Source organism: Streptomyces sp. NPDC057616, assembly GCF_042800575.1.
In the GTDB taxonomy this organism is placed as follows: domain Bacteria; phylum Actinomycetota; class Actinomycetes; order Streptomycetales; family Streptomycetaceae; genus Streptomyces.
Genome location: NZ_JBHVGU010000012.1, coordinates 164,590 through 179,868, shown reverse-complemented (window position 1 = coordinate 179,868; position 15,279 = coordinate 164,590). Strand labels below are relative to the sequence as shown.

Annotated in this window: 12 protein-coding genes; 9 read left to right on the top strand and 3 right to left on the bottom strand. The window is 72.6% G+C overall.

The features are described 5' to 3' along the window. The first annotated feature begins 83 nt into the window (after positions 1-83). Positions 84-716: a VOC family protein gene (locus ACFU97_RS17445; protein ID WP_384256904.1), complete on the top strand. Its 633-nt coding sequence runs from the start codon at positions 84-86 to the stop codon at positions 714-716. Positions 717-779: 63 nt separating this feature from the next. Then, positions 780-1,175 carry a VOC family protein gene (locus ACFU97_RS17440; RefSeq protein ID WP_384256902.1) on the top strand — a complete coding sequence of 132 codons (396 nt, stop codon included), beginning with the start codon at positions 780-782 and terminating at the stop codon, positions 1,173-1,175. On the opposite strand, the gene ACFU97_RS17435 is transcribed toward ACFU97_RS17440, so the two are convergent. Then, complete coding sequence (locus ACFU97_RS17435; RefSeq protein WP_384256899.1) at positions 1,164-1,844, bottom strand: helix-turn-helix domain-containing protein; 681 nt, start codon at positions 1,842-1,844, stop codon at positions 1,164-1,166. The genes ACFU97_RS17440 and ACFU97_RS17435 overlap by 12 nt on opposite strands. A 10-nt stretch (positions 1,845-1,854) precedes the next feature. Next, positions 1,855-2,802: a cupin domain-containing protein gene (locus ACFU97_RS17430; protein ID WP_384256897.1), complete on the bottom strand. Its 948-nt coding sequence runs from the start codon at positions 2,800-2,802 to the stop codon at positions 1,855-1,857. 81 nt (positions 2,803-2,883) lie between these two features. Between ACFU97_RS17430 and ACFU97_RS17425 the strand changes: the two genes are divergently transcribed. Further along, positions 2,884-3,726, top strand: coding sequence for an NAD(P)H-binding protein (locus tag ACFU97_RS17425; RefSeq protein WP_384256895.1), 843 nt, complete (start codon positions 2,884-2,886; stop codon positions 3,724-3,726). A gap of 52 nt (positions 3,727-3,778) precedes the next feature. On the opposite strand, the gene ACFU97_RS17420 is transcribed toward ACFU97_RS17425, so the two are convergent. Next, the gene (locus ACFU97_RS17420; protein WP_384256893.1) at positions 3,779-4,921 is read right to left on the bottom strand and encodes a YihY/virulence factor BrkB family protein; all 1,143 of its coding nucleotides are present in this window, start codon (positions 4,919-4,921) and stop codon (positions 3,779-3,781) included. An 851-nt stretch (positions 4,922-5,772) separates the two neighbouring features. Here ACFU97_RS17420 and ACFU97_RS17415 point away from each other — a divergent pair. The 6 genes from ACFU97_RS17415 (at position 5,773) to ACFU97_RS17390 (ending at position 15,160) form a co-directional block, all read left to right on the top strand. Then, on the top strand, positions 5,773-8,217 hold the full coding sequence (locus ACFU97_RS17415; protein WP_384256889.1) for a Pls/PosA family non-ribosomal peptide synthetase: 2,445 nt from the start codon (positions 5,773-5,775) through the stop codon (positions 8,215-8,217). 35 nt (positions 8,218-8,252) lie between these two features. Continuing rightward, positions 8,253-10,346, top strand: a complete 2,094-nt coding sequence (locus tag ACFU97_RS17410; RefSeq protein ID WP_384256887.1) for an amino acid adenylation domain-containing protein — start codon at positions 8,253-8,255, stop codon at positions 10,344-10,346. A gap of 14 nt (positions 10,347-10,360) precedes the next feature. Further along, positions 10,361-11,371 carry a TauD/TfdA family dioxygenase gene (locus ACFU97_RS17405; RefSeq protein ID WP_384256884.1) on the top strand — a complete coding sequence of 337 codons (1,011 nt, stop codon included), beginning with the start codon at positions 10,361-10,363 and terminating at the stop codon, positions 11,369-11,371. Then, positions 11,368-12,423 carry a 2,3-diaminopropionate biosynthesis protein SbnB gene (sbnB, locus tag ACFU97_RS17400; protein WP_384256882.1) on the top strand — a complete coding sequence of 352 codons (1,056 nt, stop codon included), beginning with the start codon at positions 11,368-11,370 and terminating at the stop codon, positions 12,421-12,423. The genes ACFU97_RS17405 and sbnB overlap by 4 nt, the downstream gene beginning before the upstream one ends. Positions 12,424-12,454: 31 nt before the next feature. Further along, complete coding sequence (gene sbnA, locus ACFU97_RS17395; protein WP_384256879.1) at positions 12,455-13,420, top strand: 2,3-diaminopropionate biosynthesis protein SbnA; 966 nt, start codon at positions 12,455-12,457, stop codon at positions 13,418-13,420. Between the two features lie 105 nt (positions 13,421-13,525). Next, on the top strand, positions 13,526-15,160 hold the full coding sequence (locus ACFU97_RS17390; protein WP_384256877.1) for an acyl-CoA dehydrogenase family protein: 1,635 nt from the start codon (positions 13,526-13,528) through the stop codon (positions 15,158-15,160). Positions 15,161-15,279: the final 119 nt, after the last annotated feature.

Here is a 15,279-nt window from a genome sequence, read left to right as displayed (position 1 = left end):
ACGCCCCCATCCTGCCGTATGCGACGCACCGCCGCCGCACAGGTGTTCCATCGCGGGGGCGGGGCTGCGTAGCCTCGACTCCGATGAACGCGATCCCCTCACACCTCGACCACCTCGTCCTCGCAACCCCCGATCTGGCGGCGACCGTCGCCGACTTCACGCGCCGCACCGGTGTGGCCCCCGCGCCCGGCGGTGCGCATGTCGGGCGGGGCACGCGCAACTTCCTGGTGTCGCTGGGCGGTTCGAGTTATCTGGAGATCATCGGGCCGGACCCGGAGCAGTCGGAGCCGGACGGGCCGCGCCCGTTCGACGTCGACGAGGTGGACCGCGCGCGGACGGTGACCTGGGCCATCAGCCCGCCCGACCTCGACGCGGCGGTGGCCACGGCGCGCTCCCGGGGCTACGACCCGGGCGACGTGCGCCCGATGAGCCGCCGCCGGCCCGACGGCACCCTGCTGGAGTGGCGGCTGACCGACGGCGACACCCAGCACCCCTCGGGCCTGGTGCCGTTCCTCATCGACTGGGGGATGTCGGTCCACCCGACCGCCACCGGCCTGCCCGTCACTCCCCTGGTGCGGCTGTCCGCCACCGCCCCGGACCCGGACGAGCTGCGGCCCCTGCTGGCGGCCGTCGGGGCCGAACTGCTGGTGGCCGAGGGGCCGGTCGGGCTGTCGTTCACGGTGGAGACGCCCCGGGGGCCGGTGACCTTCGGGTGAACCGGGCGGACGATGTCCGTTTCCTTCAAGACCGGCCGCCGTGGCGCTGCCTAGGGTGGCCGCATGACTCCACGAATCGATGCCGTCGGGCTGGTCGTCTCGGACATGGCGGCCTCCGTCACCTTCTACCGCCGGCTCGGCCTGCCGTTCCCCGAGGGCGCCGAGAACGAGCCGCACTCCGAGGCCGAACTGCCGGGCGGGATGCGCCTGTTGCTCGACACCGAGGACACGGTCCGCTCCTTCCACGCCGCGTGGCGGCCGCCCACCGGCGGATACCGGACCGCGCTGGCCTTCCGGTGCGACAGCCCGGCGGAGGTGGACGCCACGTACGAGGAACTGGCCGGAGCGGGACAGCACGGGGAGCTGAAGCCCTGGGACGCCTTCTGGGGCCAGCGGTACGCGGTCGTGCACGACCCGGACGGCAACGGCGTCGACCTGTTCGCGCCGCTACCCCAGTAGCCGGCGCAGCGGTACGCCCGCCAACTCCTTGACGTCCCGGGACAGATGGGCCTGGTCGGCGAAGCCGGTCCGGGCCGCCGTCTCCGCGAACGGGACGCCCCGCCGGGCCAGCCGCAGCGCCCGCTGCAGCCGCAGCACGCGGGCCAGCGTCTTGGGGCCGTAGCCGAAGGCGGCCAGCGAGCGGCGGTGCAACTGGCGTGCCCCGAGGCCGAGTTCCGCGGCGGTGTCCGCGACCGGGCGGCCCGCGTCGAGGGCGGTCACCAGGTGCCCCAGGAGCGGGTCGGGGGGCGGGGCGCCGGCCGCCAGCCGCAGGGCCAGTTCGTCGAGCCCGCTCGCCGCTGCGGCGGCCGCGTGCATACGGGCGGTGAGGCGGCGGACCTCCGCGGCCGGCCACAGGTCGGCGAGTGCCACGCGCCGGTCGCGCAGTTCGTGCGCGGGCACGCCCAGGAGGGCGGGGGCGGTTCCGGGGCCGAAGCGCACGCCGGTCCACACGCCGGGGGCGCCGTCGGTGACGTAGGCGCGGGTGTCGGGGCCCGCGACCAGCAGCCGGTCCTCGTGCCAGAGCAGGTCCATGCAGCCGTCGGGCAGCACCCGCCCCACGCCGGCCTCGGCCGGGGTGTTGCGCCAGACGACCGCTCCGGGCAGCCGGGACGGCCTCTCCTCGTACACGTCTGTCAGCCTACGGCGCGGTCTCCCCCACCCGGCCCCGGTGCTCCTGCGGGCTCACGCCGTAGACCCGCTTGAACGCGCTGGACAGGGCGAAGGCGCTGCCGTAACCGACCCGCCGGGCGATCGCCTCCAGGGTGTCGCCGGTGTCGCGGAGCGCGTCCGCGGCCAGGGCGAGCCGCCAGCCGGTCAGGTACGTCATCGGGGGCTCGCCGACGAGCTCGGTGAAGCGGCGGGCGAGGGCGGCGCGGGACACCCCGGCCTTGGTGGCCAGGGAGGCCACCGTCCAGGGGTGGGCGGGGTCGTCCTGGAGCAGGCGCAGCACGCGGCCCACGACGGGGTCCGCGAGCGCCTGGTACCAGGCCGGGGCGGCGGCCTCCGGGCGGGAGAACCAGGCCCGGAGCGCGGCGATGACCAGCAGGTCGAGCAGCCGGTCGAGGACCACCTCCTGGCCCGGTTCGTCGCGCACGATCTCCTCCATGAGGAACGGCGTGAGCGAGCAGTCCCACACCTCGGAGGTGAGGGTCAGCAGCGGCGGCAGGGCGTCCAGCAGGCGCCCGCCGACCTCGCCCTGCCACAGGTAGGTGCCGATCAGCATCACCGCGGAGCCGTCGAGCCGGTCGCCCCAGGTGCGCACGCCCAGGTCCATGGAGCCGTTCAGCGACCGCCCGTCGGGGTAGCTGCACTCGGCGCCCGGCAGGATCAGCGCCTGCGGCGGTGTGTCCGGGTCGTCGGCGCAGGTGTAGGGGTCCGGGCCGCGGGCGATGGCGAGGTCGCCGGGCCGCAGCAGCACGCGTTCGGCGGTGTCCGGCACGACCCATGCCTCGCCGCGGACCATCAGCATGACGGTGAGGGGTGCCCGGTCCTCGATGCGCACGGACCACGGCGGATCGAAGCAGGCGCGGATCATGAAGGCGCCCCGCGCGCGGGGGCCTTCGAGGAGGCCTGCGAGAGCGTCCATGCGGTCAGCGTAGACGGCCGCGCATGGGAATGAGCCGTTCAGCCATGGGGTGCCGGGGCGCACGCTCCGTTGACTTGAGGCATGGCAGACGACGCAACGCACACACAGGACATGACGGTTGTGGTGACCGGTGCCTCGGGGCGTACCGGGAGCAGGGTGGCGAGGGCCGCGCGGGCCGCCGGCCTCACCGTGCGGCCCGCCTCGCGGGCCCAGGGGTTCGACTGGGAGGACCCGGCGACCTGGACGCGGTCCCTGCGGGGCGCCGACGCGGCGTATCTCGTGTATCCGTCCGACGTGGGCGCCGCCGCGGCGGCGGAGGGCGTCGGGGCCCTGGCCCGGCAGGCGGCCGGTCTCGGGGTGCGGCGGCTGGTGCTGCTCTCGGCGCGCGGCGAGGAGCAGGCGGGGGCGGCCGAGGAGGCGCTGAGGACGTCGGGCGCGGACTGGACCGTGGTACGGGCCGCCTGGTTCGCGCAGAACTTCAGCGAGGGGCCGCTGCTCGACGGGCTGCGCCGCGGTGAGCTGGTGTTCCCGGCGGGCGAGGTGCGGGAGCCGTTCGTCGACGTACGGGACATCGCCGACGTGGTCGCGGCCGCGCTGGTCTCCGGGGACCGGTACGTGGGGCGCACGGTGGAGATCACCGGGCCGCGCCTGCTGTCCTTCCGGGAGGCGGTCGCGGAGATCTCCGCGGCGACCCGCACCAGGCTGACCTACACACCGGTCCCGGCGCGCGCCTACGGCGAGGCGCTGACCGGGTTCGGGGTGCCGCCCGAGGAGGCGGAGTTCCTGGTCGAGGTCTTCGAGGGGCTGCTCGACGGCCGCAACGCCCGCCTCACCGACGGAGTCCGCGAGGTACTGGGCCGCGCACCGCGCGACTTCTCCGACTTCGTACGGGAGGCCGCGGCGGCGGGCACGTGGACGGCGTGAGCCGGGCATTCGGGGCCTTCGCGGCAGGCTCGACGGGGGCGCCCGACAAGCCCTAGGGCGTGTCCGGCTTGTGGTGGTGGGGCGGGTGGGTGCTCTTCACATGGGTGCGCAGGCGGGACGTCACGTCCTCCGGCGGCAGGAAGCGCGACCAGCGCTCGGGGAACTCGGAGGGCATGTCCGGGTCGTCGGGATCGGGTTCCACGCCCGCGGCGGCGCGGGCCACGTGCTCGGCCAGCTGCGCCTCGCGCACCCGCTCGTTGGCGGCGCGGGCCGCGGCGGTCGCGGCGGCCGGCCAGACCCGGTCGATCGCGGCGTTGACCGCGGCCCCGACGAGGACGGCGAAGGCGGACACACCGATCCACAGCAGCACGGCGACGGGCGCGGCCAGCGAGCCGTAGATGGTCGGGCCCTCGACCGTGCTGGTGAGGTAGATGCGCAGCAGGAAGCTGCCGAGCACCCACATGGCCAGGGCGACCAGCGCGCCCGGCACGTCCTCGATCCACGGGGAGCGGACGGGCACCGAGACGTGGTACAGCGTGGTCAGGAAGACGATCGACAGGACGATGACGACGGGCCAGTACAGCACCTGGACGACGGTCGTCGACCACGGCACGACGTTCACCACCGCGTCCGGGCCGGCCACCATCAGCGGCAGCGCGACCGAGCCGATCAGCAGGGCGACGATGAAGAGCGCGAAGGACAGCAGGCGGGTCTTGACGATGCCGCGCACGCCGTCGAGGCCGTACATCACCGTGATGGTGTCGATGAAGACGTTCACGGCGCGGGAGCCGGACCACAGGGCGAAGAGGAAGCCGATGGAGATGACGTCGGGTCTGCCGCCCTTCATCACGTCGTGCAGGATCGGCTGGGCGATCTCCGAGACGCCCCGGCCGGACAGGACGGTCCGGGACGCCTCCAGGAGGTTGTTCTCCAGGCTGGCGATGGTGTCGGCGCCGGTCCAGTCGTCGACGTAGCCGAGCAGGCCGATCATGCTGAGCAGCAGCGGCGGCACGGACAGCAGGGTGAAGAAGGCGGCCTCGGCCGCGAGGCCGAGGATGCGGTACTCCATGCAGGAGTTGACGGTGTCCTTGAGCAGCAGCCAGGCGGTCCTTCGCTTCGAGACGTTCCGGTAGAGGGCACGCGCCCGATGGAGACGCCCTGAAGGGCCCTGAGGGGATTCACTTGCTGGCTGCACGCCCTAAAGGTATCCGCCGTTGCCCCCTGCACTCACCCCCTGGCCCGCCGCCCGTCGGGGCGCGCGGAGGGAAACGGGGCGGCAACGGACCGGAAACCGGGCGGGCGGTTCCGTCCCATTCTTCTGTCATGTCCTCGTTGGCCGGTTTGTTCCATCTTCTCGGCCTCACCATGCCCGGCCCCCGCGGCGCCACCGCGGCAATATCCCCGGTCACACACCGGAACACCGAAAAACCGTGCCGGGTTCCGAGCTCTCCGGAGCGACCGGAACGCGCCAATGGCTGAAACGCCCTTGAAGCGTTCATGAACTCTCCGAAAGAATTTCCATTGCATTCGTTGCGCTGCTGAGAACGACTCAGGCGTACACGACACGGGGGACATCGAGGGCCCAGGACCAAGGCCCGATCCAGCCGCGTTACCCGTGATCCGCATGGGACCCGTGCGGATCGCGCCGTGCTGCCCTGCGCCATTTTCACGCGGCCACTCCGTACTCTTCCGCATCATTTTGAACTCGAATCCCAATGGTATGGAATTCCGGCTTCCCGTGAACAGCGGGCGGAGTTCCACCGTATTTGTATCGGGGGAATTCTCATGCCTGCTCCGCACCCTTCGACGCGTACACCGTCACGGGCCCGCCGCAGCCTCGCGGGCCGGGCCGTGCCGCGCGCCGCCCGGGCGGACGGCTCGCCGATGACCGCATGGATGTTCGAGGACGGCCGACCGCCGGTCCTCGATCGCGGCGTCCGCGCCCCGCTCCCGACCGCCCACCGGCGGCGTGCAACAAGCCTGTCACCGACGGAACCGGGTAACCGGCAAAGCGCGTAAAGACTGCAAAACCAGTAAGGAGCGGACGTGCTGGAAAAAATAGACACCGCCACCGAATCTGTACTCGCCGAGGTTCTGGCCGGCGTCGTACGCAAGGAGCACATACCGGTCGACAGCCACTTCTTCGACGATCTCGGCGCCAACTCGCTGACCATGGCCCACTTCTGCGCCCGGGTCCGCAAGCGCCCCGATCTGCCCTCCGTGTCGATGAAGGACGTCTACGGCCATCCGACGATCCGCCGCCTGGCCGCCGCCCTCGACACGGTTGCGGCCGCCCCCGCGCCCGCCCCGGTCCCGGAGGCGCCCGCCCACCGGCCCGGCAGCACCTCGCTCCATCTGCTGTGCGGCACCCTGCAGTTCCTGGTCTTCGCCGCCTACTGCCTGCTCGCCGGGATCGTCATGGGCCAGGGCTACGAGTGGATCTCCGCCGTGGACGGGGTCGTGGACATCTACGTGCGCTCGCTCGTCTTCGGCGCCTCGGTGTTCGCGGGGGCCTGTCTGCTCCCGATCGCCGCCAAGTGGCTGCTGGTAGGCCGGTGGAAGGAGACGGAGTTCCCCGTCTGGAGCCTCGCCTACTTCCGCTTCTGGACCGTCAAGGCGCTGCTGCACGCCAACCCGCTGATCCTGTTCACCGGCAGCCCGCTGTACGTGCTCTACCTGCGGGCGCTCGGCGCGAAGATCGGCAAGGGCGTCACCATCCTGACCCACACGGTGCCGGTCTGCACCGACCTGCTGACGGTCGGCGCCGGTTCGGTGATCCGCAAGGACTCCTTCGTCCTGTGCTACCAGGCGCACGCGGGCCGCATCCGCACCGGCCGGGTGACGCTCGGGCGGGACGTGTACATCGGCGAGAAGTCGGTCGTGGACATCGGCACGACGATGGCGGACGGCTCCCAGCTCGGCCACTCCTCCGCCCTGTACGGCGGTGTGACGGTCCCGGCGGGCGAGCGCCGGCACGGCTCCCCGGCCCAGCCCACCGACGTCGACTACGTCCGCGTGCCCCCGGCCCGCGTCTCCACCCTGCGCCGCGCCGTGTACGGCCTCGGCGGTCTGCTGCAGACGCTGGTCGTCCTCGTCCCCGTCGCGGTGGGCGGGACCTACCTGCTGCTGACGGTGGTTCCGGCCCTCCACATGCTGCTCGACCCGACCTCCCAGGACCTGGGCTCGGCCGCCTTCTACGGCGAGGTGCTCGGCTTCTCGCTGGCCGCCTACGCGGGCTTCGTGGTCCTCGGCCTCGCCGCCGTGTCCCTGCTGCCGCGCCTGCTGGGCGCGATGCTGCGCGAGGACCGGGTCTACCCGCTCCACGGCTTCCACTACTCGCTGCAGCGCGCGGTCGCCCGCATGACCAACATCAAGTTCTTCAAGTGGCTGTGCGGCGACAGCTCGTACATCGTCCACTACCTGCGCTCCATCGGCTACGACCTCTCGCACGTGGAGCAGACCGGCTCCAACTTCGGCACCGAGGTCCAGCACGAGACGCCCTACCTGGTGTCGGTGGGCAGCGGCACGATGGTCGCCGACGGGCTGTCGATCGTGAACGCCGACTTCTCCGGCACGTCCTTCCGCGTCTCGCGCGCGGCGATCGGCGCGCACAGCTTCCTCGGCAACAACATCGCCTATCCCAGCGGCGGCCGCACCGGCGAGAACGTCCTGCTGGCGACGAAGGTGATGGTCCCGCTGGACGGCGAGGTCCGCGAGGGCGTGGGCCTGCTGGGCTCGCCGCCCTTCGAGATCCCGCGCTCGGTGGAGCGCGACAGCCGCTTCGACCATCTGCGCGAGGGCGACGAACTGCACCGCCGGCTGGCCGCCAAGAACCGCTACAACCTGCGCTCGATGGGCCTGTTCCTGTTCGTGCGCTGGCTGCACTGGTTCGCCCTGAGCCTGCTCGGCTTCGCCGCCTTCGACCTGTACGCCGCGAGCGGCGTCGCCGGCGGTGCGCTGATCGGCGCGTCCCTGGTCGTGGGTCTCGCGGTCAGCACCGGCTACTACGTGCTGGTGGAGCGGCTGATCACCCGCTTCCGGCCGCTGCAGCCGCAGCTGCGGTCCATCTACGACCCGCACTTCTGGTGGGTGGAGCGGCTGTGGAAGGTGCCCGACCACCACCTCGTGGTGTTCAACGGGACGCCGTTCAAGGCCTTCGTCTGGCGGCTGCTGGGCGTGCGGATGGGGCGCCGGGTCTTCGACGACGGCTGCTACATCACCGACCGCACACTGTCCGCGATCGGCGACGACTGCACGCTCGCCGCCCACACCAAGGTGCAGGCCCACTCGCAGGAGGACGGCACCTTCAAGTCCGACCACATCACCATCGGCGCCGGCTGCACGCTCGGCACCGGATCACTCGTGCACTACGGCGTCTCGATGGGCGACGGCGCGGTGCTCGCACCCGACTCCTTCCTGATGAAGGGCGAGGAGATGCCGCCGAGGGCGTACTGGGGCGGCAACCCGGCGGTCGCGCCGCGGCACGGGTGACAGGAACAGCACGGAAACACAGGGGGGAACCACCGATGGAAAGCATTCCGCGCTGGACGCTCGACCCGGTCGTGGGCGTCGCGGAGTACGAAGTCCCGCTGCCGGACGGCGTGTCCGGCACACCGGCCGCGCTGGCGGCCGCACACACCAGGGTGCTCACCGCGCTCTCCGGCGGGGACGAGGTGGCGGCCGGACCCGACGACGGCGCCCTGCACGTCCGCGTCAGCGGCCGGACGCTGCGCCTGCGCTACCGCACCGACGTGCTCGACGCCGCGGCCGCGGCCCGCATCGCCGGCTACCACCTCGCCGCACTCGCCGACCCCGGCCGGCGCAGCCTGCTCTCCGAGGAGGAACTCCGCTTCCAGCTGGCGGAGTTGGCGGGCCCCGTGCGGGAGCTGCCGGACCGGCGGGTGCACCAGCTGTTCGAACAGCGGGTGCTGCTCCACCCGGACGCGGTGGCCGCCGAGCAGGACGGGCGGCGGTGGACGTACCGGGAGCTCAACTCCCGGGCCAACCGCATCGCCCGGGCGCTGCTCGCCCGCGGCCTGCGGCCCGAGGACGTGGTCGCGGTCGTGATGGAACGCAACCTGGACTGGCCGGCCGCCGTGCTCGGCGTCCTGAAGGCGGGCGGCGTCTATCTGCCCGTGGAGCCGCACTTCCCGGCGGACCGCATCGCCACCACGCTCCGGCGGGCGGGCTGCGGGCTCGTGCTCACCGAGGAGGGCGGCGCCGGCCACGTCGACCCGGCCGTCCGCCGGCTGTTCGTGGACACCGCATACACCGAGGGGCACGGCGACGGCAACCCGGACGTGCCCGTCGCCGCCGGTCAACTCGCCTACATCTACTTCACGTCCGGCTCGACCGGCGAACCCAAGGGCGCGATGTGTGAGCACGCCGGCTTCCTCAACCACGTCCTCGCCAAGATCGACGACCTGGGGGTCGGCGCCGGGCGGACGGTCGCGCAGACCGCACCGCAGTGCTTCGACATCTCCCTGTGGCAGCTGGTCTCGGCACTCCTGGTCGGCGGCCGGACGCTCCTGATCGGCCAGGAGACGATCCTCGACGTGCCGCGGTTCGTGGACACGGTCGTGCGGGGCCGGGTGAACGTGCTGCAGATCGTGCCGTCGTATCTGGAGGCCGTGCTGGCCGAGTTGGAGCAGCGGCCGCGCGAACTGCCCGACCTGCGCTGCGTGTCGGTCACCGGCGAGGCGGTCAAGAAGGAGCTGGTGCAGCGCTGGTTCGACGCCATGCCCGGCATCCGGCTGGTCAACGCCTACGGCCTGACCGAGACGTCGGACGACACCAACCACGAGGTCATGGACCGGGTGCCGGACCAGGAGCGGGTGCCGCTCGGGCCGCCGATCGCCAACGTACGCGTGTACGTCGTCGACGAGGACCTGGCGCCCGTGCCGCTGGGCGCGCCCGGCGAGATCGTCTTCTCCGGCGTCTGCGTCGGCCGCGGGTACATCAACGACCCCGAGCGCACTCGCGCGGCCTTCGGCGAGGACCCCCACCGGCCCGGCGAGCGGCTGTACCGCAGCGGCGACCACGGGCGCTGGCTGCCCGACGGGAAGCTGGAGTTCCTCGGCCGCCGCGACAGCCAGGTGAAGATCCGCGGCTTCCGTGTCGAGATCGGCGAGATCGAGAACGCGCTGCTGCGGGTGCCCGGAGTCCGGGACGGCGCCGTGGTCGTCGTACGGGGCGCGCAGCTGGCCGCGTTCTGCACCGGTGAGGAGCCGGTGGGCGCCGACGAGGTGCGCAACAAGCTGGCCGCGTCGCTGCCCGCGTACATGGTCCCGGCGGTCGTGCACCGGCGCCGGCGGCTGCCGCTGACCGCCAACGGCAAGATCGACCGCAAGACGCTGACCGCGCTCGCCGAGGAGCTCGAGACCGACGGCTGCGACGCTCCGGTGAGCCCCGCCGAGCGGCGGCTGGCCGCTGCCTGGGCCGAGGTGCTGGGCGTCGACGCCGCCCGGATCGGCCGCCTCGACCACTTCTTCGACCGCGGCGGCACCTCGCTGTCCGCCGTGAAGCTCGCGATCGCCCTGAACCGCGCGATCACCCTCAAGGACGTCACCCGCCACCCGGTACTCGCCGATCTGGCGGGGCTGCTGGATCAGCGCCACTGAAAGGAACCTGTGCAATGTCGCACGCGTCCCCGACCTACCTCCCCGACATCGAGCCGGCCCCCGGCCGGCCGCCGCTGCTGCTGATCGAGCCCGACGGCGACGTGGCCGCCTGGGCCGCCGAGCACCGCGGCGCGCTGCGCGCCGCGGTCGCCGAACACGGCAGCCTCCTCGTCCGCGGGCTGGGCCTGGACGGGCCCGGCGTCACGGAGGAGGTGTTCCGGCACCTGTCCGACGGCCGGCTGATGGCCGACCGGGAGCCCTTCGCGCCGCGCCGCTCCTACTCCGACGGCGTGTACTCCTCCTCCAAGTGGCCGCCCAACCAGCAGATGTGCATGCACCACGAGCTGAGCTACGCCCTCGACTTCCCGGGCCTGCTGCTCTTCGCCTGCCTGGTGGCGCCGGAGGCGGGCGGGGCCACCGCGGTCGCCGACGGGCCCACGGTGCTGGAGGCGCTGCCCGCCGGGCTGGTCGAGCGGTTCGAGCGGGAGGGCTGGCTGCTGACCCGGACCTACAACGACGAGATCGGGGCGTCGGCCGCCGAGGCGTTCGGCACCGAGGACCGGGCCGAGATCGAGCGCTACTGCCGGGCCAACGCCATCGAGTTCGCCTGGCAGGACGACGGCTCGCTGCGCACCCGCCAGCACCGCAGCGCCGTGGTGCACCACCCGGTGACCGGCCGCCGCTGCTGGTTCAACCAGATCGCCTTCCTCAACGAGTGGACGATGGACCCCGAGGTGCGCGAGTACCTGGTGGACGTCTACGGACCGGACGGGCTGCCCTTCAACACCCGTTTCGGGGGCGGCGATCCGCTCGACGAGGACATCGTCCGCCAGATCAACGAGGTCTACGAGGCCCACACCCTGCGCGAGCCGTGGCACTCCGGCGACCTGCTGCTCGTCGACAACATCCGCACCTCGCACAGCAGGGAGCCCTTCGACGGGCCGCGCGAGGTGCTGGCCGCGCTCGGCGACCCGGTGCGGCTGACCGACTGCGCTCCGACCATCGACGTGAGGACGACCGCATGACCACCACCGACAGTGCCGCCCGCAGCGCCCTGGGCGCACCGCCGTTCGCGGTGATCTCCGGGGAGCAGGTGCAGCGGGTGCTGCAGGGCCGGGAACCGGAGATCGGCGAGCTCGTGGAGGCCGTGTACCGGCTGCACGGGGCGGGCGACTCGGTGAATCCACCGTCGTACTTCCTGCGTTTCCCGGACCGTCCCTCGTCGCGGATCATCGCACTGCCGGCCTCGCTCGGCGGCCCGCTGCGGGTGGACGGGCTGAAGTGGATCTCCAGCTTCCCGGAGAACACGAGGTCCGGGCTGCCGCGGGCATCGGCCGTGCTGATCCTCAACGACCCCGACACGGGCTACCCGTTCGCCTGTCTGGAGAGCTCGGTCATCAGCGCCACGCGCACCGCCTCCTCGGCGGCGCTGGCCGCCGACCGGCTCAGCCGCACCCGCACCCGGCCGGCCCGCGTCGGCTTCGTCGGGACCGGCCTGATCGCCCGCTACATCCACACCCATCTGGCCGCCACCGGCTGGGAGTTCGAGGAGACGGGGGTGTACGACCTGTCGCCCGACAGCGCGGCGGGATTCACCGGCTACCTGGAACGCACGGGCGCCAAGGGGCGGTTCAGGGTGCACGACGACGCCGAGAGCCTGGTCCGCTCCAGCGACCTGCTGGTGTTCGCCACGGTCGCGGCCGCGCCGTACATCCACGATCCGGCGTGGTTCGCGCACCACCCGCTGGTGCTGCACGTGTCCCTGCGCGACCTGGACCCGAGGATCCTGCTCGCGTCGGCCAACTACGTCGACGACGTCGAGCACTGCCTGAAGGCGGAGACCTCGCCGCACCTGGCCGAACAGCTCACGGGCGGGCGGGAGTTCCTCGACGGCACGCTGAACGACGTACTGACCGGGCGGGCGTCCGTCCCGGGTGACCGGACGGTGGTGTTCTCCCCGTTCGGTCTGGGGGTGCTCGACCTCGCGGTCGGCAAGTTCGTCCACGACGAAGTGGCCCGCGGGGGCGGGCTGCACGTCGTCGACGGGTTCTTCCACGAGCTGCGCCGGCATGGCTGACCGGCCCGTGGCGCATGAGGAGGGGGGCATCATGCCCGTCATTTCTGATCCTGTTCAGTTCAACGAGGAGGAGCTCTACGTCGACCTGCGGGCCGCACTGGGGCTGCCTCTGTACCTGAAGTGCGAGGGCTTCAACTTCGCCGGATCCATCAAGCTCAAGGCGGCGACGGAGATGGTGAACGCCGCCGAGCGCGAGGGGCGGCTGCGGCCGGGCTCGGTCCTGGTGGAGTCCTCGTCCGGCAACCTCGGCGTGGCGCTCAGCGTGATCGCGGCGAGCCGGGGCTACCGGTTTCTGTGCGTGACCGACGCGCGCTGCAACAAGCCGACGATCCGGCTGATGGAGTCGCTCGGCACCCAGGTCCACGTCATCGAGGAACCGGACGTGCGCGGCGGCTTCCTCGGGGCGCGGATGGCGTACGTCGACGCCCTGTGCGCCTCCGACGAGCGGTACATCTGGCTCAACCAGTACACCAACCAGGGCAACTGGAGGGCGCACTACCGCACCACCGCTCCGGCCATCGCCCGGCGCTTCCCCGACCTGGACGTGCTGTTCGTCGGGGCGGGCACGACCGGGACCCTGATGGGCTGCGCCCGCTGGTTCTGGCAGTGGCGGCGCCGGGTGCGCATCGTCGCGATCGACAGCGTCGGCTCGGTGAGCTTCGGCGGGGCTCCGGGCCGCCGGATGATCCCCGGCCTCGGCACCAGCGTGCCGCCGCGGCTGCTCGACGAGTCGTACGTGGACGACCTGGTCCGCGTCGAGGAGAGCGACGCCATCCTGGCCTGCCGCCGGCTGGCCGCGCGGGGCTTCATGTTCGGCGGTTCGACCGGCACGGTGATCAGCGGCGCCGGCCAGTGGCTGGCCGAGCACGGCCGGCAGGGCCTGACGTCGGTGGCGATCGCCCCGGACCTCGGCGAGCGCTATCTGGACACGGTGTACCGGGAGGGCTGGCCGGCGGACGCGATCGAACCGGAACCGGCCATGGCCAGGCTGGCCTGATCCGTACGGTGGGGGTCCGGGGGCGGCGGCCCCCGGACGGCACCGCGGACGCGGCACCCCGTGTCCCCGGTGTGCCGGAGGCGGAGGCCGGGGTACTTTCGCCGCATGGCACGCCGCACCCACACCGTGACCAACCAGCCCCCGCCCCTGGTCGGCTACGACGTCTACAGCGCCGACCGTGCCCTGACCGAAGCGGTCGAGCGGCACCTGGACCCCGAGCCGCTCGACGAGGGACGCGAGGAACTGGCCGCCCTGGGGCGGGCCTCGGGCTCCCGGCAGCTGCAGGAATGGGGCACCCAGGCCAACGAGAACCCGCCCCGGCTGCGCACGCACGACCGCCGGGGCCACCGCGTCGACGAGGTCGACTTCCATCCCGCCTGGCACCGGCTGCTCGGCAAGGGCGTCTCCGCGGGCCTGACCTCGGCGTGGAACCGGCCCGGCGGCCATGTGCGCCGGGCCGCCGCGTTCGTGGTCTGGACGCAGGTCGAGGCCGGCAACCTCTGCCCCCTGTCGATGACCCACGCCGCCGTGCCCGCCCTGCGCACGGACCCGGCGCTCGCCGCCGAGTGGGAGCCGCGGCTGACCTCCGTGGTCTACGACCGCGAACTGCGGCCCGCCCGCCTCAAGGCCGGGGCCCTGTTCGGGATGGGCATGACCGAGAAGCAGGGCGGCAGCGACGTACGCGCCAATACGACGGCCGCACGGCCGCTCGACGAGGACGGGACGTACGAGCTGACCGGTCACAAGTGGTTCTGCTCGGCCCCCATGTCGGACGGGTTCCTGGTGCTCGCGCAGGCTCCCGGCGGGCTCACCTGCTTCCTCGTACCGCGCGTTCTGGACGACGGCTCGCACAACGTCTTCCTGCTCCAGCGGCTCAAGGACAAGCTCGGCAACCGCTCCAACGCCTCCGCAGAGGTCGAGTTCGACGGCACCTGGGCGCGCCGGGTCGGCGAGGAGGGGCGCGGGGTGCGCACCATCATCGGCATGGTGGCGGCCACCCGACTGGACTGCGTGCTGGGCTCGGCCGGCCTGATGCGGCAGGCGGTCGCGCAGGCCGTGCACCACTGCACCCACCGGGCGGCGTTCGGCGCGAAGCTGGTCGACCAGCCGCTGATGCGCAACGTCCTGGCCGACCTCGCGCTGGAGTCCGAGGCGGCCACCACCCTCGCGCTGCGCCTGGCCGCCGCCTACGACGACGGCGGCGAGCAGGAGCGGGCGCTGCTGCGGATCGCCGTACCGGCCACCAAGTACTGGGTGACCAAGCGGTGCGCCCCGGTGGCGGTCGAGGCCGCCGAGTGCCTGGGCGGCAACGGCTACGTCGAGGAGTCGGGGCTGCCCCGGCTGGTGCGCGAGTCGCCGCTGAACTCGGTCTGGGAGGGCGCGGGCAACGTCCAGGCGCTGGACGTGCTGCGCGCGCTGCAGCGCGAGCCGCAGGCCCTCAACGCCTATCTCCAGGAGGTCGGCAGGGCGCGCGGCGCCGACCACCGGCTGGACGCCGCGATCAAGAACCTGCTGACGGACCTGGCGGACCTGGAGGGCGTCGAGGGGCGTGCCCGGCGGCTGACGGAGCGGATCGCGCTGGTGCTCCAGGGCTCGCTGCTCGTCAGGTTCGCGCCGCCTCAGGTGGCCGACGCCTTCTGCGCCGCCCGACTGGGCGGCGACGCCGGCTCGGCCTTCGGCACCCTGCCCGCCACCCTGGACCTGGCGTCGGTCGTGGAGCGTGCCCGCCCGCTGTCCTGAGGGGTCGCCGCGGGACGCGGGGGTGGTGCTGCGCCGACACGGCACCACCCCCGCTCGAGCTGGCCCCATCAAGGCCATGAACGCCGCTCGGGACGGCGTCGCTCAATATTCAAACAACC

Bases quoted from the DNA above. Each gene is read 5' to 3' on its own strand.
- ACFU97_RS17445 (WP_384256904.1), top strand. From the start codon at position 84: ATGAACGCGATCCCCTCACACCTCGACCACCTCGTCCTCGCAACCCCC.
- ACFU97_RS17440 (WP_384256902.1), top strand. From the start codon at position 780: ATGACTCCACGAATCGATGCCGTCGGGCTGGTCGTCTCGGACATGGCG.
- ACFU97_RS17430 (WP_384256897.1), bottom strand. From the start codon at position 2,802: ATGGACGCTCTCGCAGGCCTCCTCGAAGGCCCCCGCGCGCGGGGCGCC.
- ACFU97_RS17425 (WP_384256895.1), top strand. From the start codon at position 2,884: ATGGCAGACGACGCAACGCACACACAGGACATGACGGTTGTGGTGACC.
- ACFU97_RS17410 (WP_384256887.1), top strand. From the start codon at position 8,253: ATGGAAAGCATTCCGCGCTGGACGCTCGACCCGGTCGTGGGCGTCGCG.
- ACFU97_RS17405 (WP_384256884.1), top strand. From the start codon at position 10,361: ATGTCGCACGCGTCCCCGACCTACCTCCCCGACATCGAGCCGGCCCCC.
- sbnB (WP_384256882.1), top strand. From the start codon at position 11,368: ATGACCACCACCGACAGTGCCGCCCGCAGCGCCCTGGGCGCACCGCCG.
- sbnA (WP_384256879.1), top strand. From the start codon at position 12,455: ATGCCCGTCATTTCTGATCCTGTTCAGTTCAACGAGGAGGAGCTCTAC.
- ACFU97_RS17390 (WP_384256877.1), top strand. From the start codon at position 13,526: ATGGCACGCCGCACCCACACCGTGACCAACCAGCCCCCGCCCCTGGTC.